The organism is Pseudomonas sp. WS 5051, assembly GCF_012985715.1.
Classification (GTDB): Bacteria; Pseudomonadota; Gammaproteobacteria; order Pseudomonadales; family Pseudomonadaceae; genus Aquipseudomonas; species Aquipseudomonas bubulae.
This window is the reverse complement of sequence record NZ_JAAQWV010000023.1, coordinates 1-18,936: the sequence shown is the minus strand read 5'-3', so window position 1 is coordinate 18,936 and position 18,936 is coordinate 1. Positions and strand designations below refer to the sequence as shown.

The 18,936-nt window shown below is 57.4% G+C and carries 23 protein-coding genes and 3 pseudogenes; 14 read left to right on the top strand and 12 right to left on the bottom strand.

Going from position 1 to position 18,936, the window contains the following annotated elements; all coding sequences use genetic code 11:
* Window positions 1–11: 11 nt before the first annotated feature.
* Complete coding sequence (locus tag HBN79_RS22720) at window positions 12–974, bottom strand: DNA-binding protein (protein WP_169917241.1); 963 nt, start codon at window positions 972–974, stop codon at window positions 12–14.
* 196 nt (window positions 975–1,170) lie between these two features.
* On the opposite strand from HBN79_RS22720, the gene HBN79_RS22715 reads away from it, so the two are divergent.
* The 3 genes from HBN79_RS22715 to HBN79_RS24045 all read left to right on the top strand — a co-directional run bounded on the left by HBN79_RS22715 (window position 1,171) and on the right by HBN79_RS24045 (window position 3,754).
* Window positions 1,171–1,890 carry a hypothetical protein gene (locus tag HBN79_RS22715; protein ID WP_169917240.1) on the top strand — a complete coding sequence of 240 codons (720 nt, stop codon included), beginning with the start codon at window positions 1,171–1,173 and terminating at the stop codon, window positions 1,888–1,890.
* Complete coding sequence (locus HBN79_RS22710; RefSeq protein ID WP_169917239.1) at window positions 1,887–3,038, top strand: tyrosine-type recombinase/integrase; 1,152 nt, start codon at window positions 1,887–1,889, stop codon at window positions 3,036–3,038. Before HBN79_RS22715 ends, HBN79_RS22710 begins: the two co-directional genes overlap by 4 nt.
* 278 nt (window positions 3,039–3,316) lie before the next feature.
* Window positions 3,317–3,754, top strand: coding sequence for a hypothetical protein (locus HBN79_RS24045; RefSeq protein WP_238930712.1), 438 nt, complete (start codon window positions 3,317–3,319; stop codon window positions 3,752–3,754).
* 244 nt (window positions 3,755–3,998) lie between these two features.
* Here HBN79_RS24045 and HBN79_RS22700 read toward each other — a convergent pair whose 3' ends face one another.
* The 10 genes and pseudogenes from HBN79_RS22700 to HBN79_RS22655 all read right to left on the bottom strand — a co-directional run bounded on the left by HBN79_RS22700 (window position 3,999) and on the right by HBN79_RS22655 (window position 11,232).
* Window positions 3,999–4,433 (bottom strand): ATP-binding domain-containing protein, encoded by a 435-nt coding sequence (locus HBN79_RS22700; RefSeq protein ID WP_169917237.1) that lies wholly within the window; start codon window positions 4,431–4,433, stop codon window positions 3,999–4,001.
* Window positions 4,434–4,494: 61 nt separating this feature from the next.
* Window positions 4,495–4,851 (bottom strand): annotated as a pseudogene (locus tag HBN79_RS22695) (AAA family ATPase); the annotation flags it as partial.
* 794 nt (window positions 4,852–5,645) lie between these two features.
* Entirely contained in the window at window positions 5,646–6,653 is a 1,008-nt protein-coding gene (locus tag HBN79_RS22690) for a DNA replication terminus site-binding protein (protein WP_169917235.1), read from the bottom strand.
* A 665-nt stretch (window positions 6,654–7,318) separates the two neighbouring features.
* Complete coding sequence (locus HBN79_RS22685) at window positions 7,319–8,347, bottom strand: IS110 family transposase (RefSeq protein ID WP_169917234.1); 1,029 nt, start codon at window positions 8,345–8,347, stop codon at window positions 7,319–7,321.
* A gap of 51 nt (window positions 8,348–8,398) precedes the next feature.
* Window positions 8,399–8,935, bottom strand: a complete 537-nt coding sequence (locus HBN79_RS22680) for a hypothetical protein (RefSeq protein ID WP_169917233.1) — start codon at window positions 8,933–8,935, stop codon at window positions 8,399–8,401.
* Window positions 8,910–9,227 (bottom strand): hypothetical protein, encoded by a 318-nt coding sequence (locus tag HBN79_RS22675; RefSeq protein WP_169917232.1) that lies wholly within the window; start codon window positions 9,225–9,227, stop codon window positions 8,910–8,912. The genes HBN79_RS22680 and HBN79_RS22675 overlap by 26 nt, the downstream gene beginning before the upstream one ends.
* An 80-nt stretch (window positions 9,228–9,307) precedes the next feature.
* Complete coding sequence (locus HBN79_RS22670) at window positions 9,308–9,604, bottom strand: CopG family transcriptional regulator (RefSeq protein ID WP_169917231.1); 297 nt, start codon at window positions 9,602–9,604, stop codon at window positions 9,308–9,310.
* A 58-nt stretch (window positions 9,605–9,662) separates the two neighbouring features.
* On the bottom strand, window positions 9,663–10,307 hold the full coding sequence (locus HBN79_RS22665) for an AAA family ATPase (RefSeq protein WP_153439109.1): 645 nt from the start codon (window positions 10,305–10,307) through the stop codon (window positions 9,663–9,665).
* Window positions 10,308–10,461: 154 nt separating this feature from the next.
* Entirely contained in the window at window positions 10,462–10,923 is a 462-nt protein-coding gene (locus HBN79_RS22660; protein WP_153439107.1) for a hypothetical protein, read from the bottom strand.
* A gap of 72 nt (window positions 10,924–10,995) precedes the next feature.
* Window positions 10,996–11,232, bottom strand: coding sequence for a hypothetical protein (locus tag HBN79_RS22655; protein ID WP_169917230.1), 237 nt, complete (start codon window positions 11,230–11,232; stop codon window positions 10,996–10,998).
* A 204-nt stretch (window positions 11,233–11,436) separates the two neighbouring features.
* On the opposite strand from HBN79_RS22655, the pseudogene rdgC reads away from it, so the two are divergent.
* The 11 genes and pseudogenes from rdgC to ltrA all read left to right on the top strand — a co-directional run.
* A pseudogene (gene rdgC / locus HBN79_RS22650) lies at window positions 11,437–11,907 on the top strand (recombination-associated protein RdgC); the annotation flags it as partial.
* 111 nt (window positions 11,908–12,018) lie between these two features.
* A pseudogene (locus HBN79_RS24040) lies at window positions 12,019–12,207 on the top strand (DNA translocase FtsK); the annotation flags it as partial.
* A complete protein-coding gene (locus HBN79_RS22645) occupies window positions 12,204–12,515 on the top strand; it encodes a hypothetical protein (RefSeq protein WP_169917229.1) in 312 nt (103 codons plus the stop codon). The pseudogene HBN79_RS24040 and the gene HBN79_RS22645, both read left to right, overlap by 4 nt.
* Window positions 12,516–12,935: 420 nt before the next feature.
* Entirely contained in the window at window positions 12,936–13,973 is a 1,038-nt protein-coding gene (locus HBN79_RS22640) for a replication initiator protein A (RefSeq protein WP_203304375.1), read from the top strand.
* A gap of 152 nt (window positions 13,974–14,125) precedes the next feature.
* On the top strand, window positions 14,126–14,461 hold the full coding sequence (locus tag HBN79_RS22635; RefSeq protein ID WP_178089948.1) for an XRE family transcriptional regulator: 336 nt from the start codon (window positions 14,126–14,128) through the stop codon (window positions 14,459–14,461).
* Window positions 14,451–14,873 carry a hypothetical protein gene (locus HBN79_RS22630; RefSeq protein WP_178089947.1) on the top strand — a complete coding sequence of 141 codons (423 nt, stop codon included), beginning with the start codon at window positions 14,451–14,453 and terminating at the stop codon, window positions 14,871–14,873. The genes HBN79_RS22635 and HBN79_RS22630 overlap by 11 nt, the downstream gene beginning before the upstream one ends.
* Window positions 14,874–14,903: 30 nt before the next feature.
* Window positions 14,904–15,137 carry a hypothetical protein gene (locus HBN79_RS22625; protein WP_153439099.1) on the top strand — a complete coding sequence of 78 codons (234 nt, stop codon included), beginning with the start codon at window positions 14,904–14,906 and terminating at the stop codon, window positions 15,135–15,137.
* A 12-nt stretch (window positions 15,138–15,149) separates the two neighbouring features.
* Window positions 15,150–15,365 (top strand): hypothetical protein, encoded by a 216-nt coding sequence (locus HBN79_RS22620; protein ID WP_153439097.1) that lies wholly within the window; start codon window positions 15,150–15,152, stop codon window positions 15,363–15,365.
* Window positions 15,366–15,450: 85 nt separating this feature from the next.
* Window positions 15,451–15,729, top strand: coding sequence for a hypothetical protein (locus HBN79_RS22615; protein WP_169917228.1), 279 nt, complete (start codon window positions 15,451–15,453; stop codon window positions 15,727–15,729).
* Between the two features lie 264 nt (window positions 15,730–15,993).
* Window positions 15,994–16,590: a type IIL restriction-modification enzyme MmeI gene (locus tag HBN79_RS22610; RefSeq protein ID WP_238930715.1), complete on the top strand. Its 597-nt coding sequence runs from the start codon at window positions 15,994–15,996 to the stop codon at window positions 16,588–16,590.
* Window positions 16,591–17,143: 553 nt separating this feature from the next.
* The gene (ltrA, locus tag HBN79_RS22605) at window positions 17,144–18,628 is read left to right on the top strand and encodes a group II intron reverse transcriptase/maturase (protein WP_169917227.1); all 1,485 of its coding nucleotides are present in this window, start codon (window positions 17,144–17,146) and stop codon (window positions 18,626–18,628) included.
* 204 nt (window positions 18,629–18,832) lie between these two features.
* Here ltrA and HBN79_RS22600 read toward each other — a convergent pair.
* On the bottom strand, window positions 18,833–18,936 hold a 104-nt coding region (locus HBN79_RS22600; protein WP_169916207.1), incomplete at its 5' end, for a transposase domain-containing protein.

Below are 18,936 nucleotides of genomic sequence, written 5' to 3'. Positions count from 1 at the left end.
GTCGCTCGGAATCAGTCCCCCTTGACCTCTTGACGCTGACTTCTGACACTTTCCAGCAGCGCCGCCTGCAGCGACTGGTGCTGCTCAGCCAGCTGCCGGTTGTGCTGTTCGAGCCGGGTCAACGACTGGTCCATCGCTTGCAGCCGACCGCGCAGTTCCGCGGCCTCATCGCTGGCCTTTGAGCGCAGCAGCCGCAGTTGATCGGTCACGCTGCGTTCGTGCTCGAGCTCCTTGCTGAGTTTTTCCGTCTTGGCTTTGTGCTCATCACGCACCCGAGCCGTTTCCAGCATGAGGAAGTCTTGGGTCTTGACCAGTTCCGTTTGATGGCTTTGCCCCAAGGCCAACAACTCCCGCTGCGAGCGTTCGCGCAGCTCGCTCAACTGCTGCTGCAGACTGTCGATTAACCCCTGCAGCCGTTGTTGCTCCACCCGCTGCTGGGCCTGCTGCTCCGCGGTTTTTTCAGATAACTCCTTGAGTTCCGCGGCCAGTGCTTGGCGCTCGGTTTCACTGTTGACCAACTGCTCGGTCAGCCGGATTTTATCGGAACGCAGGCCCTCCACTTCCCGCGTCTGCGCCTCGAATTTTTCACGGTCGGCCTGTGCCTGGGCCCACGCCTGTTCCGCGGTGGCCATGGCCGCCTCGGTGTGCGCCTGCAGCTGCCGGCGTTCCTCTTCATGCCCGGCCGCGGCGGCATTCAAGGCAACGTCCCAGATGCTATCGAAACTGTTGCACACGGCCTCCGGAATCCCCGGCCGGCGCAGGCGCGCGCTCAAGGCCGGGCCGGCCTTGCTCCAGAACTTCTTCACCTCGTCGTTGACCAGGTTCGGCGAGGCCTTGATCCCGTGTTCGGCGGCGATCCGCTCGAGGATCGCCGCCTGGCGCACTTCCTCGCCGCGGTTGAGCAAGTCGGCGGCGTAGGCTTGCACCAGTTCGCGGGTATTTTTGAGCGGTGGGTGGGTGGGTTCGATCGGCATGGGTTTGGGCTCGGGAACAGGGCGAATGACGAGTTTAGCGCAAAAATGGCTCATATATTTTCATATTCAAATAAATAGGATATATATCATTAAAACTAAAAATTCGTGAAAACCGCCGATTATCACGAATTTTTAATCACGTACGTTAACCAAGCAATGCGTAAGCCGTAGCTGGGTTTTCAAATGGAAGCTGGCAATGGCGCGCAAACCCTTTAAACTCGGGATTTTCCCGGAAAAGACTTGCGCTGTGGATCAAGCCAACATTCTTCAGCTCGAACGCGGCAGGACCTTGTTGCGGCCGCCCCCGCTCTCACCGGCCGCCTTTAAGGCGCTGATTGCCGAACGGGGTTGGCGCATGGCCGACGTCGCCTGTCGCTGGTCGATCCGCCCCGAGCACCTGAGCCGCTTGGCGGCGGATGAAGCGCGTGAGACTAAATGGGATGACGGGGTACGCGCCCTGCCGATGCTGGGGCCGCGCGAACGGCTCGCCGTGACCGCGGCCCGGCGGGCACTGGTGCCCAGCCCACCGCGGGTGCGCAAAAGCCCAGCGCCAGAGCCGGTCGCCGGACCGCTTGCGTCGGGGAGCGCGGCGGCGGCTGGCGTGCCCGAGCGGCCGTTCACCTGGGGACCGGAGGAGGACGAAGAGGATGAGGCCTGGGCCCCAGGGGTCGACGGCTTTCGTTACCGCGGTTATTTATCACGCGGCGACGAGCTGGTGGTCGTGCAGGCGATCGAGGGCTTTGCCCGCGAGCACGCCATCCTGCTGGTGATCGCCACCCGGATCGGCGTCGATCCGGCCGGCGGCGCCCAAGAACAGTACCACTGTGAATCCGCCACCGGTGAGCAGCGCTGGTTTGCGCCGGAGCAGATTGACGACGGACTGGTGTCCAATGGAAAAACGCGGGAGCTACGATGAACCCTTCCACCCCCCACAGCCCGACCCGAGTGGATTTTCAGACGAATACCGAGCTGGCCCGGCTGGATGCCTACGCGCTGACCGGGCCCGGCGAGCGTCCCGACCTGATCCAGGCCAGCAGCGACATTGAAGCGGCGGCGATCTGGCTGGAGAGCACCGCCAGAAATCCCAAATCTCGGCGGGTGATGCGCAAGGAGGTGGAACGCTTCATCCTTTGGGCGCGGCACAGCCGTGGTAAGCCCCTGTCGCAGATCCACGTCATGGACGTGCAGGACTACGCCACGTTCCTCGCCGATCCGCAACCCAGGGAGGTGTGGGTCTCGACCACCAAATACCCGCGCCAGCATGCCCGATGGCGCCCCTTCGCCGGTCCGCTGAGTGTGAGTTCGCAGCGCTTGGCGCTGGTGCAAATCGGCAGCCTGTACAGCTGGATGGTCAAGGGCGGCTGGCTCCAAGGCAACCCGGTGGACCTGGTGCGCAAACCGCCAGCACCGCAGGACCCGACCATCAAGCGCCTCCTGCCCATCGAAGGCATCGCGCTGGCCTTTGAAGCGATCAGCCTGACCCAAAATCCACGCAAGCGCGTGCGGGATCACTTCATGCTCAGCCTGTTTTACTTGACCGGTCTGCGCACCTTTGAAGCCACCACCGCCACGATGGGGGATGTGCGCCGCTCGAGTAGCGGCACGCTGTGGCTGACGGTCAGCGGCAAACGCAATAAGGTGCGGGACGTGCCGATCTCGGAGGCGCTGTATGCGGACCTGCAGTGCTACCGGGAGACCTTTGGCCTGCCGCGAGAAATCCCATTGAAGGACGCCACGCCCCTGCTCCTGGCCGCCAACTCGAAACTCAAGCGGGCGCACACCAGCACCGTACTCAAAGCCATCATCGCGATCGTGACCCGGGCGGCGGGTTTGGCCATGCAGCGCGAGCACTTTGAACTGGCCGATCGGCTCGGTGAAGCGACCACGCACTGGCTGCGTCACTCCTGCTTCAGCCATCTGGCCAAAGCCACCGGTGACCTGGTGATGGTCAAGTCGTTGGCCGGCCATAGCAAACTGGAAACCACCAGCCGCTACCTGCACAGCGAAAACGATGCATTGCACGCTGGCGTCGTCCAGACCTTGAGTACACCGCGGCTTAAATGATGGGGGCCCGCCGCGAACCGACGCAAGACGAACTCGGCCACGCAGACCCCAGGACGACACGGATCTATGCGAAGACCTCCAGTGTCGCACGGAAGGATGAAGCGGAAAAATTAGAAGATCTTCAAACAGGGAAAGACCAGAAAAGTTAATTCAAACACTTTCCGAATAACGGTCAGGGCCGCGGTAGGCGTGGCAGTTACCCGCTACCCCCCGCACATACATGCCCCCCCCGATGACCAAGCGTTCAATCGTTGACGGTTCGAAGATAGAGATTGCACTTGCAGCCGTTCGAGCTGACGTTTGAGGTGGCCAACCAGGCGTTGACGATCAAATTCGAATTCGGCTTCCACTGCTTTACCGACGACAAAGGCCACGGTGAGACGCTCTTTCATAAAGGCGAGCGGCGCTACTTCTGCCCTGATCGGTACAACTGTAGCAGCCAGCTACGGGACTACATCGAGCGCCGTTTCATCGAATCGCTGGCTGTGCCGCACAATAGCCAGAAAAAGGGCGGGCAACGCTATTTCTGTATGGACCTGCACGAATACGCGATCTTTTTCTCGATCACAAAACCCCAAGGCACGACCAATTACCTGCGTTTGCACGTGATTTCAGCCTACGAGGTGGCCAACTGGGGACGGCATTCGCTGCCAGGCGGGAAGGCTTTCAACATGCGCTACATCCTCAAAGTGCGGAATGAAGGCAAATCGGTCTGACAGACAGCAAAAAGCCCCAACCGCTTGCGCGCCTGAGGCTTTCTGTAAATCTCATATCGGCGTGTTCTTTTCGACGTTTCCGTCGTTATCCTGCTCACGGGCTAGGAGAGCTTTACGCTCCGAAATCAACACTTCCCTTTCGGGATTCCGGTCTGTGCTGACGAAGTAACTATATCAAAAAAGTTGCCGTAGTTGTCAACTGAATTGACAAATTGTCAATTCAGTCCTGGGGCGAATAAGTGCTTTAACGGCCTATCTCCCGGCGCTCCTGCTGCTTCAAGACTTTCCCTTGCTTCCCTGCTTCTGTATGCTTCTGAGCTTGTTCCCGCAAGGCTTCCAACTTTGCTTTTTCCTCGGGTGAACGGTGGAGCTTATAGGACAGGTCTAGTGCAGCGTGCTTCACGTTCTCGCGGCTGATTGCCTTCGGTAGCGCGCTTTTGTCGTCCGTGAAAATCTTGGCGTCATGGCGTGCCCTGGAGATGGCCACGTAATAAACATCTTTCGCGGTTGTTCTGCTTTTTGCGTCCGCGTCGATCAGCACGCGGTCTGCCGTCAAGCCTTGGCTACTGTGAACAGTCGCTGCATAGGCATGGTCAAGGTGCAGTGGCTTGTCGGTCGGAAGCACAATGCTTCGGTGATCGCTGCGCAGCGTTACGGCCTCTTTAGTGATGGCTTCCACGGTGAACCTGTCACCGTTGGCCACGTCTAGCGAGGCATCGTTGCGGGTGATGCGAACCTTATCACCTGGTGCCAGCTCTGCCCGCTCGGGCTGGTACACCGATACCCGACACAATGATTGCTTGCTCACGCTGCGAGGGAGTCAATGCCACGTACTCGTCAGCGATGGTCTGCCGACGTTCGTGCTTGTCCTCGATCTCCACGACTGAGCTGATTTTGTTGAGCGATTCAGCCGCTTTGCCACGGGCCGAAAGCTCGACCGCTTCTTTCAGGAGCGGGTCTTTCTGCCGTTGGATTTCTTCCATTTTGGCCGTTGCCATGCCGCCGGCCTGGAGCTGGTCGAACGGCCGGCCGGCTTCAATGGCTTTCGTCTGTGCTGTGTCGCCCATCAGCACGACACGGGCGCCGGCTTTCTCGGCGAGCCTCGTAAAGCTCCCGCTTTTCGACCGTCAGACGTAGGGGGATGGCATCAGCTAATCGCATGTTTACTACTGTAGACCCAATGTTATACAGAAAATCCTTATAAACCGTGGCCTGTAGCCTAGCCTGTAGTCGCATCGCAATACAACTGTAAATACGCGAATGGCCGGCTAAGCCTTGAGAATCAAGGCCCGCCGCCGCACCCGCAGGGTGCGTATGGTGTATCGCTTTACCAGTTAAGGATAAGGAACCAAAAAGCTCTCATACAACGCCTTTCTTTAAGGGAAAAACGATCAGAGGGTCATTTTTCCCGCAATCGGCTTGCCCGATTGCAATCTGGAAGCACAAAAGTAGCAGTCAGATAGCACATAGATAGCAACTAAGTAGCAGTTAGGTAGCAGTTAGGTAGCAAAAGATAGCACTTGCATAGCTGAAAAGTAGCATGTAGAGCCGGCCCAAGCTCAAAGAGGCTGAACCCATGGCAGACACCGATCAGCTCAAGACCATGATTTCCGGGTTAGCAGGCAAAACCGATAAACGCGGTGACTGACGGTTTTACCCACTCGGAAACGGCGAACCTCAGTCAATTGGTCGTCCTGGTTGGTCAAAGTGGCATACCAACAATCCAGACTCGGCATGATCGAAAGCAACGTGGGCGAAAGAGCGGATTCCCAGGATTCATTTCAGTGGCGGAAGTGTCATTGCCGACAGCCGCGACCTCACCATGCTCCCGGCAACTTTGTTCTGATTGGGTCGGTGCAGAAAAGATGCAAATTTGCACTTTTGTTCATGCTTACTCCTCATTCTGGCCTGCGCCAGGCAGCGTAGTCGCCAATTTCGAATTTTGAAGGCTCTCGCTCTGTCCGTAGGTCGATTCAATACCGGCGAGATGTGCACCTTCCTCCGCTGCTGGTGTTTTAGGCTCATCACTGGGTAGAAAAAATCTTCCATCGGGTAGGGCTGCTCGACGATTCTTTTGATCTGGCCGCTTGGCTGTGCGCGCCTGGCTGTCGAAGTCTTTCAGGCCAACCACTTTGGGTTCTACGTTGCCCTGGAGCACGAAAATTGGAAGGTTTGCGTGAACCATAGCGTCGTATCGGCTGCTTCCCGAGAACCAAAGCATGCACCGAGGGTGAGGTGCTACCTGCTTGGGATGGTCAAGCACATCGTCATCACTCAGATTGGATAGGGCTCGTAAGTCCATCCACTCGGGCGTTTGCTCAATGGCCACACCTTCACGCTGGGCGCGACCTTGGGCCTCGGCAAGCAAGTACTCGCGTAACCCCCCTACCCCAACTTTCTCCTTCCCGGAAGTGTGCCCGGCCCATGTAAACGTAATCTGTCGCGGGGTGGCGTCGAAGACTTGAATGCACCGTTTGAGTTGATTCAGGGAAAAATCTTTACCCAGGGCGCGGCGCATGATGTGCGATCGCCGACTTATCGAGACATTTTGGGCGACACGCTCGGCTTCGATAGCAGCCTGGAGGGCTGCTTTGCAGCGGTTGACTGCCCTGCCCTGTTCAAGGACAGAACTGCTCAGGATGAAGTATCCCGGCAACCGCATGACCGTTCCTGGTGCTTGGCCAATATCACGTTCGAACTCAGTGAACGCTGCCCGACTGGCATTCACTGCCGCAAGGCCAGTCAGGTGTTTGACAGGGATATACGATGGAGTTTTCTGGGTATTCAAGAGTGGAAGCTGCCAAGCATGTCCGGCGCAAACCAAGGGTGGCCACGCAGCGTCAAAAATGGCGAGAGAACGCAATAGTTCCTGATAGGCGGCTTTGACGGTATCGGACATTGGGAAACCTGCGTAATAATACCACCCCTTCACTTAGGGTAGCTCATAGCGTCCACCTTACCTCATAACCCTGCCCCGCCGCTCTGGCGCTACGCGCCGTGATCAACAAAACAGACGGGGGTCATCGAAATACGGGCCTTAGAGTGCGGGGGTGGTATTGCGGAATTCCCAGAGGATATCTTCCTCTCACCTCAACATTGGGGTTTTTCCAAGGCAGTGGGAATCTGACTATAGATATCCACTTGAGACTCTCAACCATGACCTTCGATGCAACCCTTGCTTCCTACAAATCGTTGCTTGAAGCAAACTATTGATGTCGACTGCTACGCGGTGATCCAGGATGGCATCCTCTGCGGCGTCTACTGCGACCTCGATGGTCAGGTTGACCGGGCATCCGTATATGGACTCCTCCTCATTGCAAGCCCCTTTTCTTTGGCGCCCGCGCCGACTGCACACGTATATTCGGCCTCTAAATACAGCATCGTTTCGATGCAGGGCCATGATGGGCTATTCGCGCGCCGGCTCCCGATCGCTTTTTCGTGCTTTTCGCACGTGGACATTCGAGGGTTTTGCCGACGCCGGTTCGACCGGTTTGCCATCGTTCAGGTTGCTTCGCAATCGTGGTTAAGAGTTGTTTCTCTCGTAGAGCACGTCGGGTAAATAGATCAGGCCGCTGCCTGATTCGGTTGGTAATCAGTGCCGTGACGCAGCATCGCCCAAGCCATGCGTGCAGTTTTGTTGGCCAGCGCAATAGCGGCCACATTGGGATGCGATCGCTCGGCTAAACGAACGGCCCACTGGCTAAGTCGATCCTCTTTGGATTTGGCTGTGCGTAGCGCCGAGCGTGCGCCATGCACCATCAATGTTCGCAGATACGCATCACCGCGCTTGCTGATACCGAGTAGTCGATCCTTACCACCAGAACTGTGTTGCCTCGGTGTCAGTCCCAGTGAGGCGGCAAACTGTCGGCCATTGGCAAACTGACGGGCATCACCGAGAGCGACGACGAGCGCTGTGGCGATCATTGGGCCGACGCCGCGCAGCTGTTGAAGACGGACGGCGGACGGCTCGCTTGTCGCGATCGCCGTGATCTCGCCGTCGAGTTTGCATACTCGTTCATCCAGCGCACGAAGGTCGCCCCACAAACCATCCAGCAGACGACGAAAGCGTGCCGTCAAACCGTTATCCGCATCTTCTAGCCAGCACGGTATCGCACGACGTAGCATCAGTAATTCCTTCGGTGCAACGAGGCCGTACTCGGCAACCAGCCCACGGATCTGATTGGCTTTGGCCGTCCGCTGTTCGATTAAACCGGCCCGGATGCGATGCGTCGCCTGGATATCCTGTTGTTCGATGGTCTTGACGGCGACGAAGCGCATGCTGGGGCGACTCATCGCTTCGCAGATTGCCTCGGCATCGTTGGCGTCGTTCTTGTTGCTCTTGACGTACGGTTTGACGAACTGCGGCGCGATCAGCTTCACCCGAAATCCGCGTGCTTGTAGTTGCCGGGCCCAGTGATGCGCACCACCGCAACTTTCCATGCCTATCTCACAGCCAGGTTCGATCTTCTCCAACACCGTTTGCAGCCAGCGGTCACGCGGCAGACGCTGCCGCCAGACGGGTAGCTCATGACAATCCACGCCGTGGATCTGAAACACGGCGGCCAGGTCGACCCCAATGCGCATAAGCTTCATGTGTGGACTCCTTCTCACGGTTGACTGTGGTTCGCACTTTCAGTCTGGCACTCAAGATGCCGAAGTGAGGAGGAGTCCATCCCATTGCTTTTGACTTTGACCGCAGCGGTTGGGATACAGACTGCGAGTGCTGGGATGGTGATACGACAGGACTAGAAACCGCGTTTTGTATCGCAAATCCAGAGTTCCTCGACCTTTCATAGCCGTCAACGTTTCAGAAATCGCGCCGCCGGTGATACGGCACTCCCATCCATGGAAGCAGATATTGCTGCCGCCAGCGAAAGACCAGGTTGGCATTGACGTCACCCGCGCCAGCGCGGTGTCGGTGCCGGCGCGCATGTCCAGGGGCTCGGTGGCGAGCCACATGGTGTCGATGCGGATCATCGCAGCAGCTCTCGCAGAAAGATGGCGCAGGCGGCAGCGCTTTCGGTCGGCCAGTTCACTTTGACGGTGCCGCGCGGGTGTGGGATTTCGAGGCAGATAGTCGATGATGCAGCTTGCGAATTTGCTTCGGCTACCTTCCAGGGCGATGTTGTTGGCGCGACGGGAAGAGGCCGGCAGGTCAGCGGTAGCCGCCAGATCGGCCACGGTCTGCGCCTCGAATGGACGGAATGCGGCAGGAATGCCCGCCAGGCCGCTTCCCAGATAGCCCTGGATGGCGTCGCTCGCGGCAAGTGCGGTCTGAGAGAGAAAAGCCCACCAGGGGCTTCACGGGAGCCGACAGGTTTACGCCCAGCTGCTCCAGATACTCGGCGACCTGCTGAGGGGCTTTAACGCGAGCCAATGGCTCAAGGCCACCAGCCAAGTCTTCGAGCTTTACGGCCAGCATGCCGCTGATGAGGATGCGGTCTAAAGCGGGGATTTCATCAAGATAGATCATGCGCGCTGCGCCCGAATAGGATAATCATCGCGGGATGATCAGCCATTCGGGAAGCGCGTTTAGGCGTGGGTTTCCGGTTGTTACTGCTCGGTGTCGCCTTTGATGATAGCGCCCCGCTCAATGAACTGACGGCAGGCAAGCGTAATGGCTGCGGCGCGAGCCATTCCGATGTTTCCGGCCTTCTCATCAAGAAGCGCCAAAAGCTCCGGATCAATCGTCAGGCTGATTTGTTTCTTATTCTGCTTCGCCGGCTTTGCAGTCTTCACAGCGACTCCAGAATCAGGCGCGCCGGCTATGAAAGCGTCTATCTTGGCTTCGTCGCGGCCGCCTTCGGTCCGTTTCTCGGCTTCTTGTAGCTTAGGTCTTTTCGTAATCATGGCGTACTGTTCCAGGTGTGAAGCAATATCTGTTCACTATTGAAAATAGATTAGAACACTACTTATCAAATACCGCCATGAGCAGATCCAGTTCCTCCGACGCCTTGGCCACCTTGGGCTTGAACTCGTTAACCGATAAGCCTTGGCCAGAAGCGTTCGCAAACTGTTTGCGACGCACCATCACAAACGGCAGGCGCTCATAAACAGGGTAATCATCCAATGCGCTAAGGGCTTCCAGGTTGTCGGCAGACTCTTTTTTTGGATCGGCCAGATTGAGCAGGGCGTAAATCGGGAACGGGTCGCGGGTGCTCAATGCCTCTTGCAGCAGTTCGTTCATTTCTTCCAGCGCCCACACGTCGAATGAACCTGGCGCAAAAGGAACCACCACCACATCAGCCATCGAGAGAGCCGCCCGCATCGCGGACGAGTCGCGACCACCCACGTCGATAAACACGTCATCGTATTTAGTACGCTGGTGCTTGAGTTGGGCACGTAATTCTGGGCCCTCGGAGTAGCGGACGCATGCGATAGCCGGTTCTACGCGGGCCTCGGCTCGGGCGAGCATTGCCAGTTCCGAACTGTGCTGGCGGTCACCGTTGATCAAGAGCACGTCGCGACCGCGCCGCGCGCGCTCTGCTGAGCCTTGCACGGCGATGGTACTTTTCCCGACACCGCCCTTGGAATTGGCAATAGCGATAATCATTGATTCAATCCTTTTTCAATATTGAAACAGCATTGTTTGAGGTGGTAAGCGATACCGTATAAGCATACATTCAGGTGCAATTCACTTGCAAATCCGCACCAGATCACAGGCAAAAAAAGACCCGCCGAAGCGGGCCAAAGCCTGGTTGAAAGGATTAAGCGGCGAGGGCGGATCTGGCCTTGGCCACCATGGCGTCGGCGAATGCCTGGGCGGCTTGCTCGAACAAAGCGTCGAACTCAGCCACGCCCGCGAACTGGTCATGCACGGCCTGCAGGCGGTCGGCCAGGCCCGAGTCCATTTCGGTGGTGCCCGCGATAACCGACTGCAGCAACTCGGTAGCGGCGGTCAACTGGTCATCCTTAGCGGTAGTCTGTTCCGCCTCTTTCTGCGCCTTTTTCTGACCAGCAACAACCTGAGACTGCAAGGCGCCGAGGCCTTTGGAGCGCAGGCTGGCAAAGCTGGACTGATGATCGCCGCTCGGGCTTGCCGCGACCTGTTTGGCGTCGAAGTCGTGCGATACCACGGGCTGGCCAGCGCGCTGCATGGCCTGGGCTACGCGCTTGAGCGAGCGGGCAGCATCACCGGGGTTATCAAAGTCAAACAGTACGTCAGCCATGAATAGAGTCTCGTTAAATTTGGGGTAGTGTGCCGACGCCACACGCGGGCGCCGGCGGGTGTTTTCCGGGATTTACTCGGGCTTGCTGACAGCCTGGCCATCCCCCTGCTCGATGTGGACGTGGTTCTGCGCGCTGATGCCGTTGCTGAGGAAGTCGCCGCCGGTTTGGGTGACGGGGCCTTGAATATTCAGCTGTGAAGCCACTTGCGCGATGGTGTCCGCGTCGATCGTGAACGTGGAGCCATCCACCACCAGCTCTATGAGCGCGCCCGCTTCCAGGCGGATGCTCTGGCCCGCCTTGATCAGCACCGCCTGGTCGGCGATGAACGTGAAGTTTTCATGCTCCCAATGCCTGCGCCATCGATCGCCAGGGAGTGTTGGTGGTTGCCGGAATCCGAAAGCGCACCCCCTACCCATCCCGCATTCTCACCCGGAGCAGCAATCGGCGGACGCCATCCCGAGATGTCGTTACTGCCCACAGCCAGGGAGTGGTTGTGATTACCGGCGGCATAGGTGATATCTACCCTGCGCGAAGTCCTTGGCTCGCTGCCTTTGCGCCGGGTAACCGTCAAGATCGCCCCCGCCGCGACACTGACTGAATGGCTACAGAAGGAGAAAGCCGCCGAGGATTTCTTTGTCCTGGACAACTGCAACCTGACCGACACCCACGACGATGGCGGCCGCGTCCACTTCAAAAATCAGGATCTGACGTCCGAGGAGTTGAAGCTGCACCTGAGCACCGGGAAACAGGCGATTTCTCTGGATCTGGCGTGGAAAGACCACCTGACCTTTTACCTTGACGACAAGCTGGCCATCAAACGCATCCGCTTCGCTGATCTGCTCCAGGATCAAGTCGCTGCAGACGGTGGCGAGGATGCGCTGGGCCAGCTCGATGCCAGTTTTGCCCTGATGGGTCTGACATTCGCCAAGTTCCTGCCCGCGCTGTTCGAGGCCCTGGGCGGTGAGGAAATCCCGCAGGAAATGGGCGCCGATTTTTCACCGGCACCGATCGCAACCGTCATGTCCGTGCGTACCGGTCGCAAGGAGAAACAAGTGGATATCGAGGAGCTGATTGCGGAGAGCATTGCTGGCGACGAAACCGATTCACTGTTAGCCGAAGCGGTAGCCTTTGTCCGCAAGAGCAAACGCGCGTCGATATCGGCCGTACAGCGCCACCTGAAAATCGGCTACAACCGGGCGGCACGGATGATTGAGCACATGGAAGACACCGGCGTAGTGACACCGATGAACAGCAGCGGTAGTCGTGAGGTCATCAGCGCATGAACTTGATTACCGTGATGGTTCTGGCGCTGCTGGCTCCCCTGGCGCTGCTGGGGGCCTTTCGCGCCAATAAGCTGGCGCCGACTACCCGCAATCGCGTGCTGGTGGTTTCGATGCTGCTGGCGGCCTTCGCCGTGGTCTTGGTGGCGGCGCTGCTGGTGCCTGACGCTCGAATGCTCGACACCAATGCCGAAGCTCTGCGGGCTCAGGTGCGCCTTGATACTCGATTGACTGAGGTGCGCGAGCTGAGCAAGGCCCTCGGCGGTCCCCAGGCGTATATCGAGTACTTGAAGGCGACCAAGGCAGCTTGATGCGTGAAGGCGTACCCGTAGATTGGGTGCGCCAAAGCAGCGAAAATGGGCCTGAAAAGAGTTTTAAAGTTTTAAAAGGTTTTATATCTATGTTTTGGCCATTGTGGATAAGCGCTACAGCCAGCGCCCTGCTTGGCCTAGACCACTCTAACAACCCTGTGGATGGGTGGGTGAATTACAAAAAACGGTGGGTGAATTACAAAGAAAGGTGGGTGAATTACTTATTTCGGTGGGTGAATTACAAAAAAAGGGGGGGTGGGTGGGTGAATTACAAAAAACCGCCCGTTTAGCCCTGCTTTCCACCGTGTAGGCCGCGTCTGACAAGGCTTCCGTCGATTTCCCACCGTAAAATTTGTAATTCACCCACCCGACCTGCACTCTGTTCACCTGTTTACTTGCCCAGAAGCATCGGAAGCGATCATGCCAGCCAACAAGAGCCCAGCGGAACCTGTAAATCAACACAACCGGCGACTTGACGCAATCAAGCAGCGCAAGAAGAAAGATAGCCAGGGCGATCTGTTGGAAGGCTTGGGCGGCATCGAGCGGCAGCCGGCAATTGCAAAGCCACCCAAGGCAAAACCTAAACCAAAACCCGAGAAAGCGGCCAGCATAGAACCGCTGCAGCCTGATTTCTTCATGCCGGTGATTTACGACATTGGTACCCGCGATATCCGCAGCTTGATGGATGTTGCGCCGTTTCGCCTATCGAAAACTCAAAAGCGCGTGAACGACGTTATCCGTTACGAGCTGCCTGACGGTGAGGTCGTTGTGTCTTCTGGCGTCTATGGAATGGCCTCGGTATTTGATTATGACCTGGTACTGATGGCCACCTCACACCTTACCGAGGCGATGAACAGATATCGCAAAGGCGACGGAGAGAAGCCCTCGCAGGTGTTCCGCCCGCACATTAGCGACGTAATCAAGTTCACCAAAAAGACCGAGGGCGGCAATCAGCGCAAAGCCTGGGTCGGCGCCCTGGAGCGGTTGAGCACCACGCACGTCAAGATAAAGCGCACGCGGATGATCAAGGATCGCCTGGTAACCACCGACGAAGGGGAAAACCTGATAGGCCCATACCGGACCATCGCGAGCGCCAAAAACGGCAATATCGAATTCATCGAGTTCAAGGTGGCCGACTGGCTCTACAAAGAAATCACCAGCAACCTAAAACCTGACGTGCTTGCCGTGCATCCCGAATACTTCGAGCACGAATCGGGCTACAGCCGTTTTATCTACCGGCTTGCGCGCAAGGCCGCAGGCAGGGACATGGCCTGTTGGGGCTTCGATCTGATTCACCTTCGCAGCGGGAGCAATAGCACGTTCAAAGAGTTCTCCAGGAACCTGCGCAAGGTTATCAAAGCGAACGACGTGCCTGAATACGACCTCACCGAGGAGCCTGGCCAGCGCGGCCCGCAGCTACGCATGGTCTACCGCAAGTCAATCGACCATCTGAAATAACCGCTTGCGCTGGTAGCCCCAAGGGGTACAAAATTTGGGTATAGGGCAGCGCCTGTAGCGCGACCCGCCACCCGAAAGGATGCCCCATGCAGATCCATTCTGCTCCTGCAACACCAGCGCGGCCCGTCTGCGCATTTCTCTTCGAGTTCCCCATGAAGCATATCGATCGATACCGGCCGCCAGCGCCGGCGGATCTGCTCGCTCTGAAAAAGAATCTGGAAGCCACCAGCCAGGAAATGGCCACCCTTGCAGGCCTCACCCAGGGCAGCCAGTGGCGCAAGTACACCGGCACTGCTGAGTCGCGCCCAATGAACAAGCATATGCACTTCTACATGGCCAGCCTGCTGACCTTGAGCGAGGCCGATATCGAGCGCGTGACGGCCACCATGAGAGCGCACGGCGCCGACGTGACCACTGCACAAATAACCCTGGCCTCGGGCACTCCCCTGGCTGACAACGACAAGCCGAGTCTCACCCATGAATCATGATTTGTTCGGCGACGCTATCGCGCCGAAAGCACCCGAGGCCGACAAGGCACCTCTGCATAACCAGCTGATCAAGCTGGGCGACATGATGGGCGACGGCATGCACCATGAGGCGGACGGTAATTGGATCATCAAGGAATACCGCCGGGTCTGCAAAGCCCTTGGCCTCGCCCATCCGCGCACCAACAACACCGAGTCGAACAATGCCAAGATGGCCAGAGCGCTGGAGCACACCGCCTGCCCTGGATGCACCGGCCCACTCAAGCAAACGCGATCAGGATCGCTGCGGGCAATATGTCCGCGCTGCTCGAAGACGTACAAATTCGAAGTTCGAAAGATGCCGAAAATAGTACCTTTTCGCTATCTTTTCAATATTGAAAAAGAATTGAAAGGCAATGCAAACACCATTCATTGAATGTGCAAGCAACCTGACGGAGCCGCTGCCATGACCGACCCAACCGAAAAAGCCCGCCGCCTGGCGGACTGGCAAGAACGCTTGGACAGCGCTATGGCCACCGACCGTCTGGATGCCTGGCATGCGGAGTTGCGCAAGGACGTGGACGAGCTTGAAGCCCAGGGCCTGATCGATCCCGAGGAGGCACACGATCTGCGCGAGCTGGCCGACGCCGCGCACAGCCATCACGTCGAAGACGCATTGACCCGCGAACTGAACCAATAAGGAACCTCGGACATGATCGACACCCTCGAAAGCGTGCGGAAAGAACTGGCACGGATTCGCGCCCAATTGGCCGGCGCCGAAGCCGTACTGGCGCGAATTCGCGCGCACGGCGACCCCCTGCTTGCCGAGAAAGAAGCCAGCACCCGGCTGTTGATCGAAGCCTTGGGCGTCCAGGCCGAGTCCTTGGCGCAGCAACTAAGCGACAGGCCGGCCCGAGTGTTGCACTAAGCCGGTACCGAAAAACATTGTCCCTAACTGGAAAGATTTTTCCGACTGAAAGGAACCCCTTTACACCTGGTGTAAAGACGGACATTTGAGAAAGGAACCCCCGCCCCTGATTCAAATCGAACAAGACAGCCCCGAGGTGATCGAGGCTACCCGCAAGCAAATCGCCAACATGGCGGCGGCCATCTGTGAGACGCCCGGCAACCTGACCATCCAGCAAGGCCGCGTCATGCACGCCTCGGGCTACCTGTCGGCCTTGATGCTGCATGAGTTGATCAGCCGCGAAACCTATACGCGGCTGCAAAGCGAGTTATGGCAGGCACGGGATGCCGCGTGGGCCGAAGAGGATGGCGCCGCGCAAGGGTGACGCCGCGTTACGCATAACGGCGTTTATGGTAAATCCTGCGCCTGACTACGGATCTTATAGACAGGTGTTCATAGGTGTCGCTCTCCGTGATTAGGAGCGGCTCCTATTATGTAAATCACAGATTTCCCAGACGACAAGCTGAGGTTGTAGCAGGGACTCTGCAAGTGATAGCGGCAGATTCGGTTTTGTAAGCCCAGGTTGTGCCATCACATCGCTCCTTCTCCGTTAGAATCGCGGCTTTTGTCGTAGCCAGGGAGAATGGGTGTGATTGAACAAAAGGTAGAGGCGTACATCGAGCGTTGGGGTGGTGGAATCAGCCGGGGTGGTAATGAAACCGCCAACTTGCAGATGTTCCTCACCGAGTCGTGCACCCTTCTGGAGTTACCTCAGCCTGAGCCCGCCCGCACAGAGCGCAGTGACAACGCCTACATTTTCGAGCGTAGCGTAACCGAGCTGTTCGCCAATGGCGGCAAGACCAGCCGCCGAATTGACCTCTACAAACGCGGCTGCTTTATTCTCGAAGGCAAGGACACCGGCAAGCAGACCGACAGCGATGGTTGGGATGCGACCATCACCAAAGCGGTGAAACAGGCCGAAAACTATGGCCGTGCCCTCCCCGTTGAAGAAGGTCGTCCACCGTTTATCGTCGTCGTTGATGTTGGCAAATCCTTTTCGCTTTACTCTGAGTTCAGCCGCTCAGGGGGCAACTATGTGGCCTTCCCTGACCAGCGCAATCATAAGATTGTCCTAGAGCAACTGCGCAACCCAGACACTCGCGAATTAGGGGTTTGGGGAGCAATGGAGCCGTGCGACCTGAGGTCGTCTGAATTTCTGTTTTACTGGAGAGTTTTCTCCCGATGAAACCGGTTGTTCCATCAACCGTTTCCTACCTGGACATGCGGGGCCGGTAACAGCCCGGTGTGAAGCTCTGGGGACAATGTACCCGCCGATTTTCGGTACGCCTACCCGCGAGGGGAAGCGGAATCTACCAGCACAAAGGTGGCGAGGGGCTAGGAACGAGCGGCTACGACCAACATATGTGAACCTCTGTTAAACGTCGTCATGCTCAACAAGCCAAATGTGCTGACAGGCTTGAACCAAAACGGTACGCGGCCAGGTATGAACCCCTTGATTCCTGGGTCATCATGGACAGTAGGCCGCCGGCGAACAGGAGGGGTCCGCCCCGCTCAGAAATTCAGGCGGAACAGGGTAAGCCCGTAGTGCCGCCGGAAACGGCAGGCGAACCGTAAGGAACGCTGTGGGTGCTGCGGGTAGAGGAATGCGGAAAAAGCGAAGGCCGGCCTGTAATGGGCGGGATACGGGCTGAAACATTGCTCGACGCGAAAGTGGGCAGACTTCCGTATGGTCATTCATGGCGAGAGAACTTGATTAATCGTTACTCGAAGGAAAGCAGATGACGGCTATTGGTAGCGCTGCGAAAACAGATGCGATCGGTACTGGTGCACCTTCGCACGCTGAAAGGATGTGGCTTCAGGCTAACTGGGGCCTCATCAAAGAAGAAGTGAAACGACTCCAGGCGCGTATCGCTAAGGCAACAATGGAAGGCAGATGGGGCAAGGTGAAAGCCCTGCAACACCTGCTGACCCGCTCGCACAGCGGCAAGATGTTAGCTGTCAAACGAGTGACAGAAAATCGTGGCAAGAGAACGCCGGGCGTCGATGGCAAAATCTGGTCGACCCCGGCGGCCAAGTGGAGCGGGATGGAGTCAATGCGACATCGCAGCTACCGTGCGTTGCCGCTTCGACGTATTTACATCCCCAAGAGCAATGGCCAGAAGCGTCCGCTCGGAATTCCCCGCATGCTCTGCAGATCGATGCAGGCACTGTGGAAGCTGGCTCTGGAACCTGTTTCAGAAAGCTTGGCGGATCCAAACTCTTATGGGTTTCGGCCCAACCGCTCGACCGCTGACGCCATCGAATATTGTTTCATCACGCTGGCCAAACGTACGTCGCCAGTGTGGGTACTTGAGGGTGATATCCGTGGCTGTTTCGATAACTTTAGCCACGAATGGATGCTCAAGAACATACCGATGGATAAGACGATCCTGCGGCGATGGCTTCAGGCTGGGTTTATCGATGAAGGAACTCTGTTTGCGACGCAGGCCGGTACCCCGCAGGGGGGAATCATTTCGCCGGTGATCGCAAATATGGCGTTAGACGGACTGGAAGCGGCAGTGCATGCAAGCGTGGGACCGACGAAACGCGCGCGCGAAAAGTCCAAGATAAACGTCGTCAGATATGCTGATGATTTTGTTGTGACTGGAATCTCGAAAGAAATTCTAGAGCACAGCGTTCTCCCGGCGGTCAGGCGGTTCATGGCCATCCGGGGACTGGAACTCTCGGAAGAGAAAACCAAGATCACTCACATTGCTGAGGGTTTTGATTTCCTTGGGCAGAACGTACGCAAGTACCAAGGTAAGCTGCTCATCAAACCGGCCAACAAGAGCGTGAAGGCGCTGCTGGCCAAGGTTAGGGAAGTCGTAAAGAACAACAAGAGTGCCACACAGGCGAATCTGATCCTACAGCTCAACCCGATCATTCGCGGTTGGGCGATGTATCACCGCCATGTGGTATCCAAGTCTCTATTCTCATCGATAGATGCTCAAATTTGGCGTCTCTTATGGACATGGGCCATGCGTCGGCATCCCAATAAAGGCTCGGGCTGGGTAAGACGGAAGTATTTCCACACCGAGGGGTACCAAAACTGGGTATTTGCAGCGCAAACCAAAGTCGGGGGCATTGTCCAACGATGGTGGCTTTTTCGCGCTTCGACGATTCCAATCGTTCGGCACGTCAAAATACGTGGTTTGGCTAACCCCTTTGATTCTGCGTGGTCGTCTTACTTTGCCCGACGTCGAGCCGCGATGGACGTTGATTAATTGCCCGGTACCAGACGATGGTGCCGTTGAACGGCTTGAGCCGGATGAGGGGCGACTCTCATGTCCGGTTCTTAGGGGACGGCGGCGCAGTAATGCGCTGCTGTTACCCGACGAAAACCAACGTAAGCACTGATTAAAGTTCGGTTTACTCATCCGCAGGTGAGGATTAGCGCACTTTGATGTAAGCGTCCAGCCGCCCCACCTTTACTCGGGCTGTGGACCCAGCGGTAGTAGCTCATCGATCCGGCTATTGGGCCAGGCGGGGAGTTTTTCCAGTGTGGCTTTGAGCCAGGCGGCGGGTTCGAGGT